General features: G+C 63.0%; 17 protein-coding genes. 5 read left to right on the forward strand and 12 right to left on the reverse strand.

The window, feature by feature from the left end; genetic code table 11:
* Window positions 1–155: 155 nt before the first annotated feature.
* The 6 genes from iolB to EKH55_RS17545 all read right to left on the reverse strand — a co-directional run bounded on the left by iolB (window position 156) and on the right by EKH55_RS17545 (window position 8,468).
* Window positions 156–956, reverse strand: a complete 801-nt coding sequence (gene iolB / locus EKH55_RS17520; protein ID WP_151611915.1) for a 5-deoxy-glucuronate isomerase — start codon at window positions 954–956, stop codon at window positions 156–158.
* 197 nt (window positions 957–1,153) lie between these two features.
* Window positions 1,154–2,053 carry a myo-inosose-2 dehydratase gene (gene iolE, locus EKH55_RS17525; RefSeq protein WP_069459709.1) on the reverse strand — a complete coding sequence of 300 codons (900 nt, stop codon included), beginning with the start codon at window positions 2,051–2,053 and terminating at the stop codon, window positions 1,154–1,156.
* Between the two features lie 200 nt (window positions 2,054–2,253).
* Window positions 2,254–4,107 (reverse strand): 3D-(3,5/4)-trihydroxycyclohexane-1,2-dione acylhydrolase (decyclizing), encoded by a 1,854-nt coding sequence (iolD, locus tag EKH55_RS17530; protein WP_151611916.1) that lies wholly within the window; start codon window positions 4,105–4,107, stop codon window positions 2,254–2,256.
* A 71-nt stretch (window positions 4,108–4,178) separates the two neighbouring features.
* Window positions 4,179–6,131, reverse strand: coding sequence for a bifunctional 5-dehydro-2-deoxygluconokinase/5-dehydro-2-deoxyphosphogluconate aldolase (locus tag EKH55_RS17535; protein WP_151611917.1), 1,953 nt, complete (start codon window positions 6,129–6,131; stop codon window positions 4,179–4,181).
* A 109-nt stretch (window positions 6,132–6,240) separates the two neighbouring features.
* A complete protein-coding gene (locus EKH55_RS17540; RefSeq protein ID WP_151611918.1) occupies window positions 6,241–7,104 on the reverse strand; it encodes a MurR/RpiR family transcriptional regulator in 864 nt (287 codons plus the stop codon).
* Window positions 7,105–7,337: 233 nt separating this feature from the next.
* Complete coding sequence (locus EKH55_RS17545) at window positions 7,338–8,468, reverse strand: Gfo/Idh/MocA family protein (RefSeq protein ID WP_069459705.1); 1,131 nt, start codon at window positions 8,466–8,468, stop codon at window positions 7,338–7,340.
* A 27-nt stretch (window positions 8,469–8,495) separates the two neighbouring features.
* Here EKH55_RS17545 and EKH55_RS29460 point away from each other — a divergent pair, with 27 nt between their 5' ends.
* A complete protein-coding gene (locus tag EKH55_RS29460) occupies window positions 8,496–8,765 on the forward strand; it encodes a hypothetical protein (protein WP_083265376.1) in 270 nt (89 codons plus the stop codon).
* Between the two features lie 72 nt (window positions 8,766–8,837).
* Window positions 8,838–9,683: a class II glutamine amidotransferase gene (locus tag EKH55_RS17550; protein WP_151611919.1), complete on the forward strand. Its 846-nt coding sequence runs from the start codon at window positions 8,838–8,840 to the stop codon at window positions 9,681–9,683.
* 7 nt (window positions 9,684–9,690) lie between these two features.
* Here EKH55_RS17550 and coaBC read toward each other — a convergent pair whose 3' ends face one another.
* The 6 genes from coaBC to ubiE all read right to left on the reverse strand — a co-directional run bounded on the left by coaBC (window position 9,691) and on the right by ubiE (window position 15,787).
* Entirely contained in the window at window positions 9,691–10,914 is a 1,224-nt protein-coding gene (gene coaBC / locus EKH55_RS17555; RefSeq protein ID WP_069459703.1) for a bifunctional phosphopantothenoylcysteine decarboxylase/phosphopantothenate--cysteine ligase CoaBC, read from the reverse strand.
* A 256-nt stretch (window positions 10,915–11,170) separates the two neighbouring features.
* Window positions 11,171–11,713, reverse strand: coding sequence for a YbhB/YbcL family Raf kinase inhibitor-like protein (locus EKH55_RS17560; RefSeq protein WP_151611920.1), 543 nt, complete (start codon window positions 11,711–11,713; stop codon window positions 11,171–11,173).
* Between the two features lie 32 nt (window positions 11,714–11,745).
* Window positions 11,746–12,606 carry a helix-turn-helix transcriptional regulator gene (locus EKH55_RS17565; RefSeq protein WP_069459701.1) on the reverse strand — a complete coding sequence of 287 codons (861 nt, stop codon included), beginning with the start codon at window positions 12,604–12,606 and terminating at the stop codon, window positions 11,746–11,748.
* Window positions 12,607–12,720: 114 nt separating this feature from the next.
* Window positions 12,721–13,224, reverse strand: a complete 504-nt coding sequence (locus tag EKH55_RS17570; RefSeq protein ID WP_069459700.1) for a GNAT family N-acetyltransferase — start codon at window positions 13,222–13,224, stop codon at window positions 12,721–12,723.
* 207 nt (window positions 13,225–13,431) lie between these two features.
* The gene (gene ubiB / locus EKH55_RS17575; RefSeq protein ID WP_069459699.1) at window positions 13,432–15,006 is read right to left on the reverse strand and encodes a 2-polyprenylphenol 6-hydroxylase; all 1,575 of its coding nucleotides are present in this window, start codon (window positions 15,004–15,006) and stop codon (window positions 13,432–13,434) included.
* A 4-nt stretch (window positions 15,007–15,010) separates the two neighbouring features.
* Window positions 15,011–15,787, reverse strand: coding sequence for a bifunctional demethylmenaquinone methyltransferase/2-methoxy-6-polyprenyl-1,4-benzoquinol methylase UbiE (ubiE, locus tag EKH55_RS17580; protein ID WP_069459698.1), 777 nt, complete (start codon window positions 15,785–15,787; stop codon window positions 15,011–15,013).
* Between the two features lie 170 nt (window positions 15,788–15,957).
* On the opposite strand from ubiE, the gene mutM reads away from it, so the two are divergent.
* The 3 genes from mutM to rpsT all read left to right on the forward strand — a co-directional run bounded on the left by mutM (window position 15,958) and on the right by rpsT (window position 18,099).
* On the forward strand, window positions 15,958–16,848 hold the full coding sequence (gene mutM / locus EKH55_RS17585; protein WP_069459697.1) for a bifunctional DNA-formamidopyrimidine glycosylase/DNA-(apurinic or apyrimidinic site) lyase: 891 nt from the start codon (window positions 15,958–15,960) through the stop codon (window positions 16,846–16,848).
* A gap of 32 nt (window positions 16,849–16,880) precedes the next feature.
* On the forward strand, window positions 16,881–17,654 hold the full coding sequence (locus tag EKH55_RS17590) for an enoyl-CoA hydratase (protein WP_069459696.1): 774 nt from the start codon (window positions 16,881–16,883) through the stop codon (window positions 17,652–17,654).
* A gap of 178 nt (window positions 17,655–17,832) precedes the next feature.
* Window positions 17,833–18,099 (forward strand): 30S ribosomal protein S20, encoded by a 267-nt coding sequence (gene rpsT / locus EKH55_RS17595; RefSeq protein ID WP_069459695.1) that lies wholly within the window; start codon window positions 17,833–17,835, stop codon window positions 18,097–18,099.
* Window positions 18,100–19,006 lie beyond the last annotated feature (907 nt).

The following is a 19,006-nucleotide window of genomic DNA, read 5'->3' on the forward strand; positions in this document are numbered from 1 at the left end:
AAAGCGCCTCGTTTCCATCAGATTTTCAATCGGTCTCTATTCAATGCCAATTAGGCGGCGATTTCAAAATGCAACAGCGCCGCACGTCGGAAATGACGCACGGCGCGCTAGTCGAATACGACTGACGTTCGGAGGCTTCCGGACGGCCGACCGGCTCAAATGCCGGTGAACAACCACTCGTGTTCCTTGGCGTTGTGGAACTTCCAGATACGCCTCGGCCCCGCCATGACGTTGAGATAGTAGGAATCATAGCCGTGTACCGTGGCAACCGGGTGATACCCTTTTGGCACTAGCGTGACGTCGCCGTCTTCCACCGCCATGGTTTCATCGAGCGAGCGGTCGTCCGTATAGACGCGCTGCATCGCGAAGCCTTGCGGCGGGTTCAGGCGATGATAATAGGTCTCCTCGAGATAGCTTTCGGCTGGCAAGTCGTCCTGGTCGTGCTTGTGCGGCGGATAGGAGGAGGTGTGCCCGCCGGGCGTGATCACCTCGACCACGAGCAGCGACTGCGCCGATCCGTCATCCTCCGGCATGATATTGGTGACGTAGCGGGTATTGGTACCCTTGCCGCGGGTCATCCGCGGATGCGTACCGGGGCGGATGACCTTCGACTTGAAGCCTTCGCCGCCGGGCGCTGAGCAGACGGCGAGATCGAGATCGGTCGTCGCCTCCGCCTGCCAGCGGCTGCCTTTCGGCACATAGACCGCATAGGGTTGCCCCTCGAAGGGCGTCATGCGTTCGCCGAGCTCTCCGAACGCCTCGCCATCTACGGAGATCTTCGCCTTGCCACTGACAAGTACGAGGCAGAGTTCCTTCTCGCCGGCCTCGCCACCAGTCGTCTCGCCCGCCTTCAGGCGGTTCAACGCGAAACCGACATAGGTCCAGCCAGCGCTCTCGGGCGTGACATCCTGCATCAGGCCGGACTGTGCCTTGGGTTTGACGAGCAGTTTGGACATTTCGGTCTCCTGATCTTGCGTACTTGTGTGCCTACCCCCTCTCCCCGCTCGCGAGGAGAGGGGACGCGGCGGCGGCGCGGCATATCCCTTCTCCCCGCAAGCGGGGAAAAGGTGCCCGGTCCACCCTCCGCAACTGCTGTGGAGGACGGGCAGGGCGGATGAGGGGCGTTCCTGCCAGGCGCGGCGGCCGGATGAGCTTACCTATCCAACCCCGCCTCCTTCGCAAACGCCTTCAGCGACTTCAGCCCGAGCGACTGGTATTCGAACGGGTTGCGCACCGCCGAATCCTGTTCGGCCTCGATGACCAGCCAGCCGTCATAGCCGTGCTCGGCGGCGATTTTCAGCACCGGCAGGAAGTCGACGCCGCCCTCCGCGTCACCGGGCACGGTGAAGACTCCGCGCCGCACCCCTTCGAGGAAGGAGAGCCCTTCGCTCTCGACCACCTTGCGGACGGCCGGGCGGACGTTCTTGCAGTGGATGTGGCGGACGCGATTCATGTATTTGCGCGCCAATTCCGCCGGATCGGAGCCCCCGAACAAAGCATGGCCGGTATCGAGCAGCAGCTTGGTCGCAGGACCCGTGTGCTGCATCAGAAGGTCTATCTCTTCGCCGGACTGGACGATCGTGCCCATGTGGTGATGATAGACGAGGTCGATACCCTGGGCGGCGCAATATTGTGCGACCGCCTCGAGCTCGGCGCCGAACTTCTGCCACTGGTTCGCCGGCAGCACCGGCTTGTCCTTGACGAGCGATTTGGAGTCGTCGCCGTGGATCGCGTTCGAGGTCTCGCAGACGATCGCCACCTTGCAGCCATTGTGCTTCAACAGGTCAAGATGCGGCTGGATCGCCTTCTTCTCGGCCTCGACGTCATGGGTGAGCAGGTTGGTGGAGTGCCAGCCGGAAACGAAGACGAGGTCGTAGGAGGCGAGCTTCTGCTTCAATTCCTCCGGATCGGCGGGCATCTTGTGGCCCTTCTCGATGCCGTCGAAGCCGATCCTCTGGCAATCGGAAAGGCAATCCTCGAGCGTCAGATGCGCGCCGATCGTTTGGTCGTCGTCATTGCTCCAGGCAATCGGGTTGGTTCCGTAGCGGATCATCGCTTTTTACTTTCTGTTTCGCGTCTGCTTGATAGTTCGTTGTCTGTTGCGGGCGGGGGCGACGGCGCTCCTCATCCGGCTGCCCGTGCTCCGCAGCAACTGTTCCTACAACTGCGGAGAATGGGACCGCCACCCTCTCCCCGCTTGCGGGGAGAGGGCTAGTCCCGGGTTGAACCCGAGGAGAGGGGCCATTGCCGTGCTTAGCCGAAGCGCTGCGACATCAGCGCCTTCTCGTAGCCCTTCCGCGCCGTTTTTACCTGTTCGCGCTCAGAAACCTCCGGAACCGCCACGTCCCACCAGTGACCTCCGGCTTCCGTCGTGATCAGCGGGTCCGTGTCGATGACGATGACGGTCGTGCGCGGTTCGCTGGCGGTTTCCGCAAGCGCTGCTTCCAGTTCCGGGATCGAGCCGACCTTGCGGGTGACGGCGCCCATCGCAGCGGCATGCGCGGCAAAATCGATCTGCGGCAGTTCCACGTGGTGGGTGTCCCTGAGCAGATTGTTGAAGTTGGCGCCGCCGGTTTCCACCTGGAGCCGGTTGATGCAGCCGTAGCCGGCATTGTCGAGGAGCACGATGGTGAACTTTGCGCCGAGCATGATGGACGAGGCGATCTCGGAGTTCAGCATCATGTAGCTGCCGTCGCCGACCATGACGATCACGTCGCGCTCCGGCTGGGCGAGCTTGACGCCGAGGCCACCCGCCACTTCATAGCCCATGGTCGAGAAACCGTATTCCAGATGGTAGCCGCCGGGCTCTTCCGCCTGCCAGAGCTTGTGCAACTCGCCGGGCAGCCCGCCGGCCGCGCAGACGAGCGTCGTCTTCCGGCCGCCGCGGGTGCGTTGCACGGCGCCGATCACCTGGGCGTCCGAGGGCAGGGCCGCATTGGTAGTTGCCGTTGCCTTGTCGGCGGCCTCCATCCACTCGGCCTTCGCAGCCTTGGCCCTCTCGGTCCAGGCGCTGTCGGCCTTGTGCTCACCAAGCCCCGCCGAGATTCGGGCGAGCCCGACTCGCGCGTCTGAGATCAACGGCAGGCCGTCGTGCTTGGCGGCGTCGAAGGGCTGGATGTTCAGGCCGACGATCTTCAGTCCGTCATTCTTGAAAAGCGCCCAGGAACCGGTGGTGAAGTCCTGAAGTCGCGAGCCGACGGCAAGCACCACATCGGTCTCTTCCGCAAGCCTGTTGGACGCGGAGGTTCCGGTGACGCCGACCGAACCCATATTGAGCGGATGCGAATGCGGCAGCGACGACTTGCCGGCCTGCGTCTCGACCACCGGAATGCCGTGCTTCTCCGCGAAGGCGGCAAGCTCCGCGCTCGCCTCCGAATAGAGCACGCCGCCGCCGGCGATGATAATCGGCTTCTTCGCGCCCTGAAGCGTCGCGATCGCCGCGGCGAGCTCGTCGGGATCGGGCTCGATGCGGCGTGGCACCCAGACCTTCTCATCGAAGAAGGATTGCGGATAGTCATAGGCCTCCGCCTGGACGTCCTGGCAGAGCGAGAGCGTCACCGGGCCGCAGTCGGCCGGGTCGGTCAGAACCTGCATGGCACGACGAAGCGCCGGTATGATCTGCTCGGGCCGGGTGATGCGGTCGAAATAGCGTGAGACCGGCCGGAAGCAGTCATTGGCCGAGATCGAGCCGTCGCCGAAGCTTTCGACCTGCTGCAGCACCGGATCCGGTCGGCGATTGGCGAAGACGTCGCCGGGCAGGAACAGGACGGGCAGACGGTTGACATGGGCAAGCGCTGCCGAAGTCACCATGTTAAGCGCGCCCGGACCGATCGAGGTCGTGCAGGCCATGAAGCGACGCCGGAAACTCGCCTTGGCAAAGGCAATGGCTGCGTTTGCCATGCCCTGTTCGTTCTGGGCACGGTAGGTCGGCAGGGTTTCGCGCACGGAATAGAGCGCCTCGCCGACGCCGGCGACGTTGCCGTGGCCGAAAATAGCGAAGACGCCACCGAAGATCGGTACGCGCTCGCCCTCGATCACCGTCATTTGCCGTGTGAGGAACCGCGCCACGGCCTGTGCCATGGTCAGGCGCACGGTTTTCTGACTCATTTCCTGTTTCCTCCTGGTGGCGAAGTCTTGGCTTCGCCCTTTTTTACTTGATGCCGCAGGCAGGTTATCCCTTACGCAGCCTTGGTTTCACCCAGTCGCAGCCACAGATCCACCAGCGCCTTGAACTTCGCCGCCATGTCGGCGACGGCCTGTTCATCGCTCATCGAGCCGGTGAGCCAGGCCTTGGCGGCATCGGCGAAGATCGTCCGGCCGACCGCGAACCCCTTCACCGTCCTCGATGTCCTAGCGGCGGCAAAGCCGTCCTTCAGGACCTCATAGGGCGCTTCGAGTCCCAGGAGGACGACGCCCCGGCAGAGGGGATCGCGCGTTTCGATCACGGCATCGATGGCAGCCCAGGCCGCGCGGCTTGCCTGCGGCTCGAGCTTCCACCAATCGGGCTTCAGGCCCGCATCATAAAGCTCGTTGAGCGCGCGCGGAATGGTCTGGTCGTCGAGCGAGCCGTGCTTGCCGGCGATGATCTCGATCAGGATCTCGCGGCCGACCTTGCGAGCGGCCTCGAAGGCAGAGCGCAGCTTGGCTATCTGCGCCGCCTTGAGCTCGGCCGGGTCGTCTGGATGGAAGAAGGAGAGCACCTTGATGCAATGGTCGACGGGCCAGTCGATCAGGCGGCTACCGAGATCCTGACTGAATTCGAACTGCAGCGGACGTGAGCCTGGAAGTTCGATCGGCTTGGCAATCCAGAAGTCGCGATGGGCGCCGGCGGCGAAAAGCGCGTCGCGACCATATTTGTCGTCGATCAGCATGCCGAATCCGGGGCGGCCGCCCGCAACATCCGCAGCCGCCTTGACGGCCAAGGCCTTGAAGGCCGGAATCCGCTCCAGGAGCTCCGAATTTCCTTCGGCGATGTCCTCCAGCTGGCTGCGGTGGTCGATGGCGAGCGCCATCAGAAGCGGGATCTCGCGCCGGCGTGTCGTCGCCCAGTGGACATGGTTGATCGCCTCGTCCTTTCGCAGCGCCTTTTCCTTGCTGCCGTGCTCGAGGAAATACTGCAGTTCGACCCAGGTCGGGATCTCCGGTGCGCAGAGCAGGCGGGAGACCGCGAAGGCGCCGCAGGCGTTGGCCCAGGTGGCGGACGTCGCGTGCGGCTCTCCGGTGAGCCATCCGCGCAGGAAGCCGGACATGAAGGCGTCGCCGGCGCCGAGCACGTTATAGACCTCGATCGGGAAGCCCTTGCCGACGATGCCGTCTTCGAGATTGTCCGAAATCGGCCCGTCATAGACGATGCAGCCCATCGGGCCGCGCTTCAGTACGATCGTGGCATCGGAAAGCGAGCGGATGGTCTTCAGCGCCTGGAGCAGATCGCTTTCGCCCGACGCAATCAGAACCTCCTCCTCCGTGCCGACGATGAGGTTGCAATCGCCAAGCACCGTCTTCAGATGCGCCGAGACGAGATCCGAAGCGATGTAGCGGCTCTCGCCCGCGTCATGACCGGCAAGGCCCCAAAGGTTGGGGCGATAGTCGATGTCGAAGACGATCCTGGCGCCGTTTTCCTTGGCGATTCGCATCGCCTTGCGCTGGGCGGCATCCGTATTCGGCTTGGAGAAATGGGTACCGGTGACAAGGATCGCCCGAGCGGCGCGGATGAATTCTTCCGAGATGTCGTCTTCTGAGAGCGCGTTGTCGGCGCAATTGTCCCGGTAGAAGAGCAGCGGGAACGATTTCTCGTTTTCGACAGCCAGGATCGCCAGCGCCGTCAGGCGCTCCGGATCGGTGACGATGCCCCGGGTCTCGACACCTTCGCGTTGCAGCTGCTCGCGAATGAAGCGGCCCATCTGCTCGTCGCCGACGCGCGTCAACAGCGCCGATTTCAGTCCGAGCCGCGCCGAGCCGACCGAGATGTTGCAGGGGCAACCGCCGACGGACTTGGCGAAGCTTCCCACGTCTTCGAGGCGAGTGCCGATCTGCTGGCCGTAAAGGTCGACCGAAGCTCTGCCGATGGTGATGATGTCGAGGGGCTTGGCGCCCAATTCCGATGGAATTCCGGCCGATGGAACCTGGCTCACTGCTTCCTCCCCGCGGGCGCCCTGCCGGCGCCGACAGTTATCCATATGTAATGGGCGATGAGGTTATGAAACATAAATTCCGTCACTTCGTCAATATGGAATTTCTATTCTATAATGGTTTCCCGGCTTCGGCGTGGCGGCGGCGCTTCTCGGCGATCGCCACGGTAAGCGCCATGGCGAAGGCCATGCTGGCGGAAAGCGAGCGAAAGCCGGCATGATCTGCCTCCACCAATTCGAACCAAACCTTGGAAGATTCGGCGAGCGGGGAAAATGCGGAGTCGGTCAGCGATACGACCGGCACTTTGCGATTGGCGAGGAAGCGTGCCTGGGTGGCGCTCTCCGAGGCATAGGGCGAGAAGCTGACGGCGAAGGCGGCATCCTGCCTCGTCGCCATCGCCAGCATGTCGTCGTCGATGCCGGCGGCCGTGCCCACATGCTGGTACTTCACCCTAAGCTTGCCGAAGGCATAGGCCATATAGCTGGAGATCGGATAGGAGCGGCGTTTGGCGATCAGATAGATGGTATCCGCCTTGGCGAGGATGTCGACAGCCCGTTCGAAAGCCTGCGGACCGATCGAGGTTGCAACATTGTCGAGCGAACGGTGGGCGGCCGCGACGAAGCCGTTGAAGATCGAGCCGCTTTCGAGCTTGCTGTGATCGTTGCCGCGCAGCGCCTTCAGCCGGTCCTCGTAACCGGGCGTGCGCTCGCGCAGGCGCGCGCGAAAGATCTGCTGCAGGCTTGAAAAGCCCTCAAAGCCGAAATGTTGGGCAAAGCGCACCAACGTCGAAGGCTGGACATCGGCGGACGTGGCAATGCTCGCCGCCGTGCCGAAGGCGATTTCGTCAGGATGATCGAGCGAATAGGCGGCGACCTGCTTCAGGCGCTTCGGCAGTTGCGCCTTGCGCTCGAGAATGACGGCCTTCAGCGCCTCGAAGTCCTGGGGGATATCGGTGCTCGACTCCGGTGTTGGCATCGTTCAGCGTCTCCAAGTCCTCGCGTGCGCGCTCGTGTTGCGTTTGCCTCATCGTAATCGATCAGGAGCGTTCTGGATAGAACGGACGTTCCATTTTAAGTGCCTTTCCCAGGCCTTACAGCGCCGCGCGTCAGACGCGTCAGACGCGCAAAGGACGCCTTAACTCTTTGAAGCCGCGCATCGTACGTCCCGAAAATCGGGCCCGACCTTCGGGTCGATGCGCTGAACGCGGATCAGCCGACGTCGACCCACCTGTTGCTGCGAGCGGATTGATACGTAGCGGATAGCACTTTCTGAACTTCGTAGCCCTCCCGGAAATCCGTCGTCGGCCTGCGGCCATTGACGATGGCGTCGAGGAACTCGTTCACTTCGATCGCCTTCAACTCGTTGAAACCGATCTGATGGCCGGGCGCCACGCAGAACGCACCATAAGGGGGGTGCTCGGGTCCCGCCCAGATGGTGCGGAAGCCGCGGCTGCGTACATCGTCGCCGGCATAATAGATCCTGATTTCGTTCAGTCGCTCCTGGGTAAAGACGATGCTGCCCTTGGAGCCGTAGATTTCGAAATCATGCTGCATCTTCCGGCCGGTGGCTATCCAGTTCGCCTCCAAGCTGCCGCTCGCGCCGCTATCGAAGCGGACGAAGGCGCGGGCGATGTCGTCGACCTCGACGGCGCGTGTCTCGGTCGCGCCTCGCGAAACGGGGCGCTCGGGGATATGGATGACCGTCTCGGCGAGCACCGACCTGATCGGCCCGACAAGGTGGCGCATGCAGGCGATCATATGGCTGCCGATATCGGCGAGAGCCCCGCCACCGCTGCGCGGGTCGAGGCGCCATGCCCAGGGAATACTGGCATCGGCCATGAAGTCTTCCGCGTGGACGCCACGGAAAGAGCGGATATCGCCGATCTCGCCGCTTTCGATGATCTCCTTGGCAAGGAAGATCAGCGGATTTTTCAGATAGTTGAAGCCGACCTGCGTGACGACGCCGGCCCTTTCGGCAGCGGCGAGCATCTCAGCGCAGTCGTCGACCGTAGGCGCCAGTGGCTTTTCGCAATAAACGTGCTTGCCATGCGCGACCGCCGCAAGCGCCATCTCCTTGTGCATCAGGTTGGGCGTGGTGATGTCGATGACGTCGATATCGGGGTCGGCCAGGAGCTCGCGCCAGTCGGCCGTCGCCTTGCGGAAGCCGAGCCGCGCGCGTGCGGCTTCGGCGCTCTCGGCAGTCACGTCCGCCACCGACACGAGGTCGATTTCGTAAGGCAAGTCGAAGACCCGCGCCGCGATGGTGAAGCCGAGCGCATGGGCTTTGCCCATGAAACCGGTCCCGATCAGGCCTACACCCAATCTGCGTTTGTCGCTCATCTCGTCTCCTCCCGGGGCAGCGGCCTCATGATCGAAGAAAATGAAATGAACTGTGCGATCAATGTCAATATGGAATATTTATTCGAAAACTTCCTCGGCAGCTGGGGAATGCAGCGCCGCGGGTCTTTTCAGACGCGCAAAGGCCGCTGTAGCACTTTGAATTGCTGCATGTCCTTTTCCTCGAATGGAGGTCGATTAAGGAGAGATGCAGTAGCGCGTCAGGCCGCCGGACGTCATCACCAAAAGGCGAATTCGTTAACGCAATTTTACCATGTTTCGCGGCAAGATCGCCGCTGACGATGGTTGACGAATCGCCCCATTACCGCGCGGATTGGGGAAAACGTCCAGACGTACCGGAGTGATTGACGCATGTGCCGTTGGGCCGCCTATCGTGGAGAACCGCTCTATCTGGAGGAACTGGTAACGTCTCCGGCGCACTCGCTGATCGAGCAATCCCATTGCGCGACCCGTGCAAAGACGGCCACCAATGGCGACGGCTTCGGCATCGCCTGGTATGGCGATCGTCCGGAGCCAGGGCGCTATCGCGACATCCTGCCCGCCTGGTCCGATTGCAACCTGAGAAGCATCGCGCGGCAAATCCGCTCACGCCTGTTCCTCGCCCATGTGCGCGCGGCGACCGGCGGCGGTACGCGCCGCGACAATTGCCACCCCTTCGTCCATGGCCGCTGGTGCTTCATGCACAATGGCCAGATCGGCGATTTCGAGCATCTGCGCCGGCCGATGGAAAACATGCTCGACAACGATCTCTACGCGGCGCGCACCGGCACCACCGATTCGGAACTGCTCTTCCTTCTGGCGCTGCAGTTCGGTCTCGACGGCGATCCGCTCGGCGCCATGGCGGAGGCGCTCGGCTTCGTCGAGCGGCTTGCCGAAGAGATGGAACGGCCGGCACTCGTCCGCTTCACGGCCGCCTTCTCGAACGGAGATGAACTCTATGCGGTTCGCTATGCCTCCGACCAGAAGGCGCCGACGCTCTACGCCGCACCGATGGGGGAGAATGGCGGCTATTGCCTCGTGTCCGAGCCGCTCAACGACGATAATGCCTGGGCCGAGATCCCCGACGGCTCCGCGGTGGTCGTCGGCGAAAACGGCGTCGATGTGCTTCTCTTCGGGGCAGCCGATATTGCCGTTCGCGAGCGTCTTGCGGTCGCGGCGGTTCCGCCTGCTGCGGCAGGCAATCTGCAATTGAACTGAGTAGATATCAGACGGAAAGTCTCGCGGCGATCAGCGCCGCGAGTCTCTCGGCCACCTCGTCCTTGCCCATCTCCGGCCAGTCCTCCGTGCCGTCGCGGCCGACCAGCTTCACCGTATTGCGCTCGCCCCCCATGATCCCGGTTGACGGCGAAACGTCGTTGGCAAGGATGTAATCGGCGCCTTTCCGTTCGAGCTTCGTTCGGCCGTTGTCGGCGACATTCTCCGTCTCGGCGGCAAAGCCGATCACCAGCTTGGGGCGCGAGGCGTGGTGGCCGACTGTCTTCAATATGTCCGGGTTCTCGGCAAGCAGGAGCGGCTGCGGGGCCTCGCCCGGCCGCTTCTTGATCTTGTTGCCGGCGGTCGCGGCCACGCGCCAGTCGGCGACGGCGGCGACCATCACGGCAATATCGGCCGGAAGTGCGGCGAGCACCGCATCGCGCATCTCCTCGGCACGCTCGACGTGGACGACGCGTACACCCACGGGATTCGGGATCGTCACCGGCCCCGACACGAGGGTGACCTCCGCTCCAAGTCTCGCAAGCGCCGCCGCGATCGCATGACCCTGCTTGCCGGAAGAGCGATTGGCGATATAGCGCACCGGATCGATGGGTTCATGCGTCGGCCCGGAGGTGACGATCGCCTTTCGCCCGGCAAGCGGTCTTTCTTCCCGGACGAGCAATCGCTCGATCGCGGCGACGATCTCGAGGGGCTCGGCCATTCGGCCTTCGCCCGCCTCGCCGCTCTCGGCCATTTCCCCTGCGGCCGGGCCGACGAAAAAGATGCCGTCGCCGGCAAGGGTCGCACGGTTGCGGCGTGTCGCCGGGTGCATCCACATCCTCGGGTTCATGGCCGGCGCGGCGAGCACCGGCCGGTCGGTCGCAAGCAGCACGGTCGAGGCAAGGTCGTCGGCATGGCCATGGGCCATCTTCGCCATCAGATCCGCCGTGGCGGGCGCAACAACGACGAGGTTGCAATCGCGGGCGAGGCGGATATGGCCGACGTCCTGCTCGTCCTCGCGCGAAAAGAGATCGGTGAACACATGGGAGGCGGAGAGCGCGCCGACGGCGAGCGGCGTCACGAATTGTTGCGCACCGGCCGTCATCACCGGCCGAACTTCCGCCCCGCGCTCGCGCAGTCGCCGGATGAGGTCGAGGCTCTTATAGGCCGCGATACCGCCGGAGATGATGAGAAGAATGCGCTTGCCAGCCAATGTCGTTTCGTTTGGGATCATTCCGCTTCGGCCTGTCGCCGCTCCCGTTCTTTGACGGCGAACCTAGCGCAACGGCCCGAAAATCGGAACCGATTTCGAAAGGCTCGATGCGCAGATTCAAAGAGTTGCAGCGACTTGGCGCGTCTGAAAAGATGGGCGGCGCCGTGGCCGAGGGGGCGGCCGTGTGCGTTGGAGCGCCCCCCCCGAGCGGGGCGGAAGGAAAATGCGCCAGCGGTGGGGAGCCGCCACCGGCAGGGCACTTTGCCCGGAGTGCGCGTCAGCGCTCGTATTCGACCTCGATCGTCGCCTGGTCGAGTGAATTTGCCCGGACGAAGAAACCAACCATGGCGGCGGGTACCTTGCCATCGAGGGGGAGCTTGTCGAGCGACAGCGCGTGCACGGTGAACTGGTAGCGGTGCGGTCCATGACCTTCGGGCGGGCAAGCACCGCCATAACCTGAGGCGCCGAAATCGGTGCGGCCTTCCACCGCGCGTGCTGGAAGTTTCTTGTCTCCGCTCGCTCCGCTTGCGAGCTCCGTGACATTGGCGGCGAGGTTGAACACCGTCCAGTGCCACCAGCCGGAACCCGTGGGCGCATCCGGATCATAGGCCATGATGGCGAAGCTCTTGGTGTCCGCCGGCGCACCCGACCATGAAAGGTGCGGCGAGATATTCCCCCCGCTGCAACCGAAGCCGTTGAAGACTTGCGCATTGGCCATGGTCTCGCCGGGCGTCAGATCCTTCGAAGTCAGTTTCATTTCGGCCTGGGCGGCCGTGGCGCCGAGCAAGCTCAGGCCGAGAATTGCAATGATGAAGCGCATGGTGTTTTCCTGCAGTTACGAACGCAGCAGGCCTACTGCTCAACGGAGATTTCGTCTCTCCCGATCCGCGCAACTTCTGTCCCAATTCGCTCAATTATATCCGGATCTCCCCGCACGTCGCGCGGATTGACGCCAAATCGCTCCTTGAAGCGTACCGCAAATTGGGATGGAGAGTCGTATCCGACTGCCAAGGCGACGTGGGCGACGGGCAGGGTCGTCGTATGCAGGAGAGCCAGGGCACGTGTCATGCGGGTGTCGCTCAAGGTTTCGGTGAAACTGGTATTTTCCGCGGCCAGCTTGCGCCGCAACGTCGCCTCGCTCATGTGGAAGCTGCGGGCGGCGTGCCCGGAAGTCCAGTCGTAGGCCGGGTCCTTCTCGATCATCTGGCGCAGGCGGTCCTGCAAAAGCAGGTCTCCACGCTCGCCCAATATGGCCCCGCCGAGCGCGAACCAGGTAATGAGTTCCATCAGGCGCACCGAAGCCACGGCGGCGGGCAATGTCGCCAATCTTTCGGGAGAAGAGCAAAAGTCGAACAGCGCCACCGCCTCGACGGGTAGATCCCGAGCCTTCATGGGAACCGCCGTCCGCGGGGGCGTGATGCAGCCGACGCGAAGATAGGTCTCTTCGAATAAGGAACGGGGGATTGGCAGGACACGCGCTTCATAGTTCTGAGGTGACTTGGGAATGTTCTCCATCGTCATGGGCCGATGGTCGGGCAACAGGCCAAATTCGCCGGCCAGGAGGCGCAGAGAGGTATCGCGGACGACCACGACCTTGGTTCCCGAACGCACCTGGACAAGAACCGGCATTGTGCTCACGAGACGATGAAAACATGCTCGTCCCCTTTGGCGGAGGAAGGCACCGTTTGGAAGAGAAGGGGCTTCGTGCTTCATGAGTCTTCTGGTCTTCAGTTGTCGGACGGCATGACATTTTCGGAGGGCCGCCGCAAGGAGCAGGGGCTGTGACCGGTCCGCTCTTGCCTGCCGGCCGGAAGGGCCGCTTTCCGACTACTCTCTGATCCGCGCCATGGCGAAGACGTCCGCGAGCATCCCGTCACGCAGAGCGTAGGATTTCAATACGCCCTCCGTGACGAACCCCGCCTGGCGGTAGAGCCCGATTGCCGCCTCGTTCTCGGTGAAAACCGTAAGCTCGAGGCGCGCGATGCCGAGCCAGCGGTCGGCGGCCTCGATCAGGGCGTTGAGCATCGCCCTGCCGATACCGCGTCGGCGATAATCGTCGTGGACCGACATGCCGAGTTCGGCGGCATGCTGGCGCCGGCCTTTGTGACGATGCAGTCCCGCAAGGCCGACGATCGTTTCCTCGATCTCCGCGACGATGACCATGTCGCCTTCTCCTCGGTTCTCGAGCCATTCGCGCGTCCGTTCCGGCGGTGCGAAGGGTTGGCGCAGCGTTCCTGCCCGGACGCCCGGCAGATCCCTGAGGAGGGCGAGCGCCTTCCAGTCGGCAACGGATGCGGCACGAATGTGGAGATCAGGCGATGGTGCATTCATTGTCTCGTTTCCTCTGTCGATAGATCCGAGGAAACAGAGCCCGGCCCTGCTCGCTCGGCAGGGTTGGCTGGAGAACAGTTCGCTTAAGACAACAGCTCTCCCGCATGCCCTGAGGTCTGCGCGGTCACCATCATCACGAGCAAGAAGCGACTGTCCATGGGCGGACATTATTCCACGTTGCGGGAATTGAGAAGAGCTATTTGGCGCTCAAACGAGCCGCCAGGCGATATAGACGAGCGCCGCCGCGATCACCCAGAGCGCGATGCGGCCCGAGCGTGCGTGGCGCGCTTCCGCCTTGCCGATCGCCTCGGCGGTCGCCGCATCGAACCGCAGGCCTTTCTCGCTCATCGCCATGATGTCCTTCGAAAAGCGCTCCGTGCGGGCCGCGATTTCGGGAACGGCTTCGGCGACGCGAAGGGCTGCGTGCAGGCCGTCGCGCAGGTCGGTGACGATGCGCTTCGGGCCGAGATTGTCGCGGATCCAGCTGCCGACGACCGGCTCCGATGCCCGCCACATGTTGAAGCGCGGGTTGAGCGTGCGGGCGACGCCTTCGACGACGACCATCGTCTTCTGCAGCATGACGAGCTCCGGGCGCGTCTGCATGTCGAAGAGCTCGGTCACCTCGAAAAGCAGGGTCAGGAGCTTTGCCATCGAGATCGTTTCGGCCGGCTGCCCGTGGATCGGCTCGCCGATGGCGCGGATCGCCTGGGCAAAGCTTGCGGCGTCGTGATGCGACGGCACATAGCCGGCCTCGAAATGGACATCGGCAACGCGCTGGTAATCGCGCATGATGAAGCCGTAGAGGATCTCGGCGAGGAAGCGGCGCTCCTTCTTGCCGAGCCGGCCGACAATGCCCATGTCCACGGCGACGATATGGCCCGCCTCGTCGACGAAGAGGTTGCCCTGATGCATGTCGGCATGAAAGAAGCCATCGCGTAAGGTATGCCGCAGGAAGGACTGGATCAGCGTCTCGGCGAGGCTGTTGAGATCATAGCCGGCGGACCTCAGGCCCTCGATATCCGACATCTTGATGCCATCGATCCATTCCATGGTGACAACGTCGCGCCCGGTCCGCTCCCAATCGACCTTGGGCACGCGGAAGCCGGAATCTTCTTTCGTGTTCTCGGCGAGCTCGGAAATTGCCGCAGCCTCCAGCCGCAAGTCCATCTCGACCTTGGTCGTCTGCTCGAGCGTCCGCGTCACCTCGACCGGCTTCAGCCGGCGGGTATAGGGCAGGAACCGCTCCTGCATGCGCGAGACCAGATACATAGCCTCAATATCGGCGGCAAAGCGCTGGCGGATGCCGGGCCGGATCACCTTGACGGCGACCTTCTCGCGTCGGCCTTCACGCAGGATGACGGCCGGATGGACCTGGGCGATCGACGCGGCCGCCATGGGCTCGTGAAATTCCGCGAAGAGTGTGTCGACGCTGCGGCCGAGCGAACCTTCGATCGCTGCCTTGGCCGCACTCGGTGGGAAAGTTGCCATCTGGTCCTGCAGTTGCGAGAGGTCGGCGGCGAGTTCCGCGCCGACCACGTCAGGACGCGTCGCCAGGAACTGGCCGATCTTCACATAGGAGGGCCCGAGCCGCTCGACGGCGCGGGCAAGCCGGCCGCTGCGCTCTTCGAACCGTGCCTTGCGGCGGGCGAGCAGGCCGGCGACCTTCTTTGCGAAGCGCGCGGAGGGAGGCAGGTGCTCAGAGGGGATCGCTGCAAATACGCCTTCGCGCGTGAGCACCCAGCCGATCCGCACGAGACGGAAATATGCTCCAGGCGTGCTCATGCGTTCAGATTTTCCAGCCCGAATGCAGCGCTGCAATGCCGCCGGTGTAATTGGTGAAGGAGACGCGGGCGAAGCCCGCCTCGTGGATCATCGCCGCGAAATCGCGCTGGTTCGGGAATTTGCGGATCGACTCGACCAGATACTGATAGGGCGCGTGGTCGCCGGTGATGAGCTTGCCGAATCTGGGGATCGCATGGAACGACCAGGCATCGTAGAAGCTGTCGAGCAAAGGCATCTCCACCTCGGAGAATTCCAGCACCAGCAGCCGCCCGCCGCGCTTCAGTACCCGATAGGCCTCTCTTAGCGCCACCTCGATGCGCGGGACGTTGCGGATGCCGAAGGCGATCGTGTAGGCATCGAAGGAATTGGCGGCGAAGGGCAGGTCCTCGGCATTGGCTTCGACGAATTCGAGACTGGCGTCGAGCCCCTTCTTTCGCGCGCGCTCGGCGCCGACCGCAAGCATCGAGCCATTGATGTCGAGTACGGTCGCATGCGCCTTTCGGCCGGAAGCCTCGACGATGCGGAAAGCGATGTCTCCGGTGCCGCCGGCGACGTCGAGCACCCGGTAGCCTTCTCGGCGTGGCGGGTTGAGGGCAGCGATCATCGCATCCTTCCAGACCCGATGCAGGCCCGCCGACATCACGTCGTTCATGATGTCGTAGCGTTTCGCGACCTTGTGGAAGACATCGTTGACGAGCGGCTGCTTTTCGTCCGCGCCGACTTCGCGAAAACCGAAGGAGGTCTCCATTCCGCCATTCGCCGATACGCGCTCATCCGTCATCCGAATACTCCACTTCATACAAACGCGCCGGCACCATAGCGAAAACACCCGATCCGCGCTATCTCAGCGACGAGGTTCCGGCTGCGGCATAGCGCACCTATAGGTCATTGCTCCGGCGATGGGAATGCATGTATCCGGACGGAATGAACAGAGGATAAAGGAAGACGGCGGTGCCCGAATTGCCCGAGGTGGAAACGGTCAAGCGCGGATTGGCGCCGACCATGGAGGGGGCGCTGCTGCTGCGCGCCGAATTGCGCCGGCCGGACCTGCGCTTTCCTTTTCCTGAAAACTTCTCTGCCACCGTTTCCGGCCGCCGTATTGTTTCGCTGTCCCGGCGCGCCAAATATCTGACGATCGATCTGGAGGGAGGCGACGTGATCATTGCGCATCTTGGCATGTCCGGCTCTTTCCGAATCGAGAGCGGCGCGTCGCCCGCGACCCCCGACGCCTTCCACCACCCGCGTGGAAAGGACGAGAAACACGACCACGTCATCTTCCACCTCGATGCCGGGGTCGGGCCGGCGCGCGTCATCTATAACGATCCGCGCCGCTTCGGCTTCATGGATCTGGCAAGGCGCGATACGCTCGCTGATCACGCCTTCTTCCGCGACCTCGGCGAGGAGCCGACGGGGAATGCGCTCGACGCCGCCTATCTGGCGAGCCGCCTTGCGGGCAGGGCGCAGCCGCTGAAAGCGGCGCTTCTCGACCAGAGGACCGTTGCGGGTCTGGGCAACATTTATGTCTGCGAGGCCCTGTGGCGAGCCGGGCTTGCGCCCACTCGGCCGGCGGGCACGCTGGTCGACAGCCGCGGCCGGGCGAAAGCGGGCCTTTCCGGCCTGGTGGAGGCGATCCGCGCGGTGATTGCCGACGCGATTGCCGCCGGCGGGTCCTCGCTCAAGGACCATATCCAGGCGGATGGCAGCCTCGGCTATTTCCAGCATGCCTTCTCCGTCTACGACCGGGAGGGCGAGGCTTGCCGGACGCCCGGCTGTGGCGGTACGGTCGCCCGCATCACGCAGGCGGGGCGCTCGACCTTCCATTGCCCGCGCTGTCAGAAATAGCCTTGGAACGCCGATTCTAGGAGGAGACGACAATGAGCTACGAGACCCTGCTGGTTGAGATGCACGGGCGTGTGGGCCTGATCACCCTCAACCGTCCGCAGGCATTGAATGCGCTGAATGCGACCGTCATGCGCGAGCTCGACGCGGCCCTGAAGACCTTCGATGCCGACAGGAATATCGGAGCGATCGTCATTGCCGGATCGGAAAAGGCCTTCGCCGCCGGTGCCGACATCAAGGAAATGCAGTCGCTCGATTTCGTCGACAGCTATCTCGGCGATTTCCTCGGCGGCTGGGAGCATGTTGCGGACGCCCGCAAGCCGATGGTCGCGGCGGTCTCCGGCTATGCGCTCGGCGGCGGTTGCGAACTCGCGATGATGTGCGACTTCATCATTGCTTCCGAAACCGCCAAGTTCGGCCAGCCGGAAATCACCCTCGGCGTCATCCCGGGCATGGGCGGGTCGCAGCGCCTGACGCGCGCCGTCGGCAAGGCGAAGGCGATGGACCTGATTCTCACGGGCCGGATGATGGATGCGGCCGAAGCCGAGCGGGCAGGGCTGGTTGCCCGCGTCGTCGCGCCGGAGAGGCTCGTGGAAGAGGCGCTCGCCGCCGCCGAGAAGATCGCCTCCTTCTCGCTTCCCGCGGTAATGATGGCGAAAGAGGCGGTCAACCGCTCGCTCGAAGTGACGCTCGCCGAAGGCTTGCGCTTCGAGCGGCGGCTCTTCCAGTCGCTGTTCGCGACCGAGGACCAGAAGGAGGGGATGGCCGCCTTCGTCGGCAAGCGCAAGGCGGAGTTCAAACACCGCTAGGGACGTTTTCTCAAATTGCGCGTTGACGCGGGACTGGTTTCCCTTTATACGCCGCCCACAGTCTGGAACGCCTCACGCGGGCTTTCCGAGAATGCTCCCGAATTGCTTGGATGACAGGTCGCAGTGACCCGGCACGGCGAAGGCGGAGTTCATGTCAGGTTTTCGAAGAGAGGCATCAATGGCCAATACAACTTCGGCGAAAAAGGCGACCCGCAAGATCGCACGCCGTACCGCAGTGAACAAGGCCCGTCGTTCGCGCGTCCGTAGCTTCGTCCGCAAGGTTGAAGAGGCGATCGCTTCCGGAGATCAGGCCGCCGCCGCCGCCGCCCTCAAGGCGGCTCAGCCGGAACTGATGCGTGCTGCCACCAAGGGCGTGCTGCATGCCAACACGGCATCGCGCAAAGTCTCCCGTCTGGCGCAGCGGGTGAAGGGTCTTTCGGCCTAACCCGGCTAAATAAAAATCTGTTTACAAACAGCCTGGCGTCTTGCGCCGGGCTTTTTCGATTCGTATTTCGGCCATAGTCATGGTTAATTTGTCCACTAATGCTTGTGTCATTGGTGTGACAGAAATTATTAAGTGATTACAGCGGTTTGCGCGAGCTTGTCGGACTCGGGGCATCGGTTTTGGTGCACGTATCGGCTGCAAAATGAGTCAAGCGATTTTTTATTTTTTTCTTTTTCGCCAGCTAAGCAAGAAGGGCGAAAATCAAAACCCTTGATTCAAAAGCGATTCTTTTGAGACTCGGGACGCGCATGCAAAACCCAGCATGAGAGTCAACCGGCCGCGCTTAAAGAGCGGTAAAAAACCCGATTGATCTTGCCCGCCGATCCTGCCTAAATGGCTTCCACAGGGGACACGGACCACATCTGTTTAGAAGGTCTTCGAAGTCATTTCCTAGAAATGGCTTACGGGCTTTCTGTTCCCTGCGGCGGGGCATATCCACGTCGCTCAATCAAAAAAGCCGAGGTAGAGAAGCCGAGCGAGTCTTCGCGTCGGAACGAGAATTCTTCGCCTTATGATTGCAGCGCGGGTGTGGCCTCGGATTTGTTTTGAGTCGAGGCGTTGGAGGAAGAAGATCAGGTTGCCCGCACATGCGAGGGTGTGGAGCAACTGCGATGAGGAAAGTCTGCCCTTCGGTCAGAATGCTGCCGCAGGGTAGCCAAGTGCAAAGCGCAGGGGACATCCGCTCGGCACGATGAGCGGGTGAGCGCGACGCGCACCGCGACGGGATTATGAGGAGCCCGGATCGGTGTCATGGGCGTCCGTTCGACGCGGCATGGCCTTCGAGGAGGCGGCCGCGGCCGGCGGGCATAAGAAGATGAGGCCGGCAGCGATGACGGCATCGGAGAAT

This window comes from Sinorhizobium alkalisoli (assembly GCF_008932245.1).
GTDB classification, from domain to species: Bacteria; Pseudomonadota; Alphaproteobacteria; order Rhizobiales; family Rhizobiaceae; genus Sinorhizobium; species Sinorhizobium alkalisoli.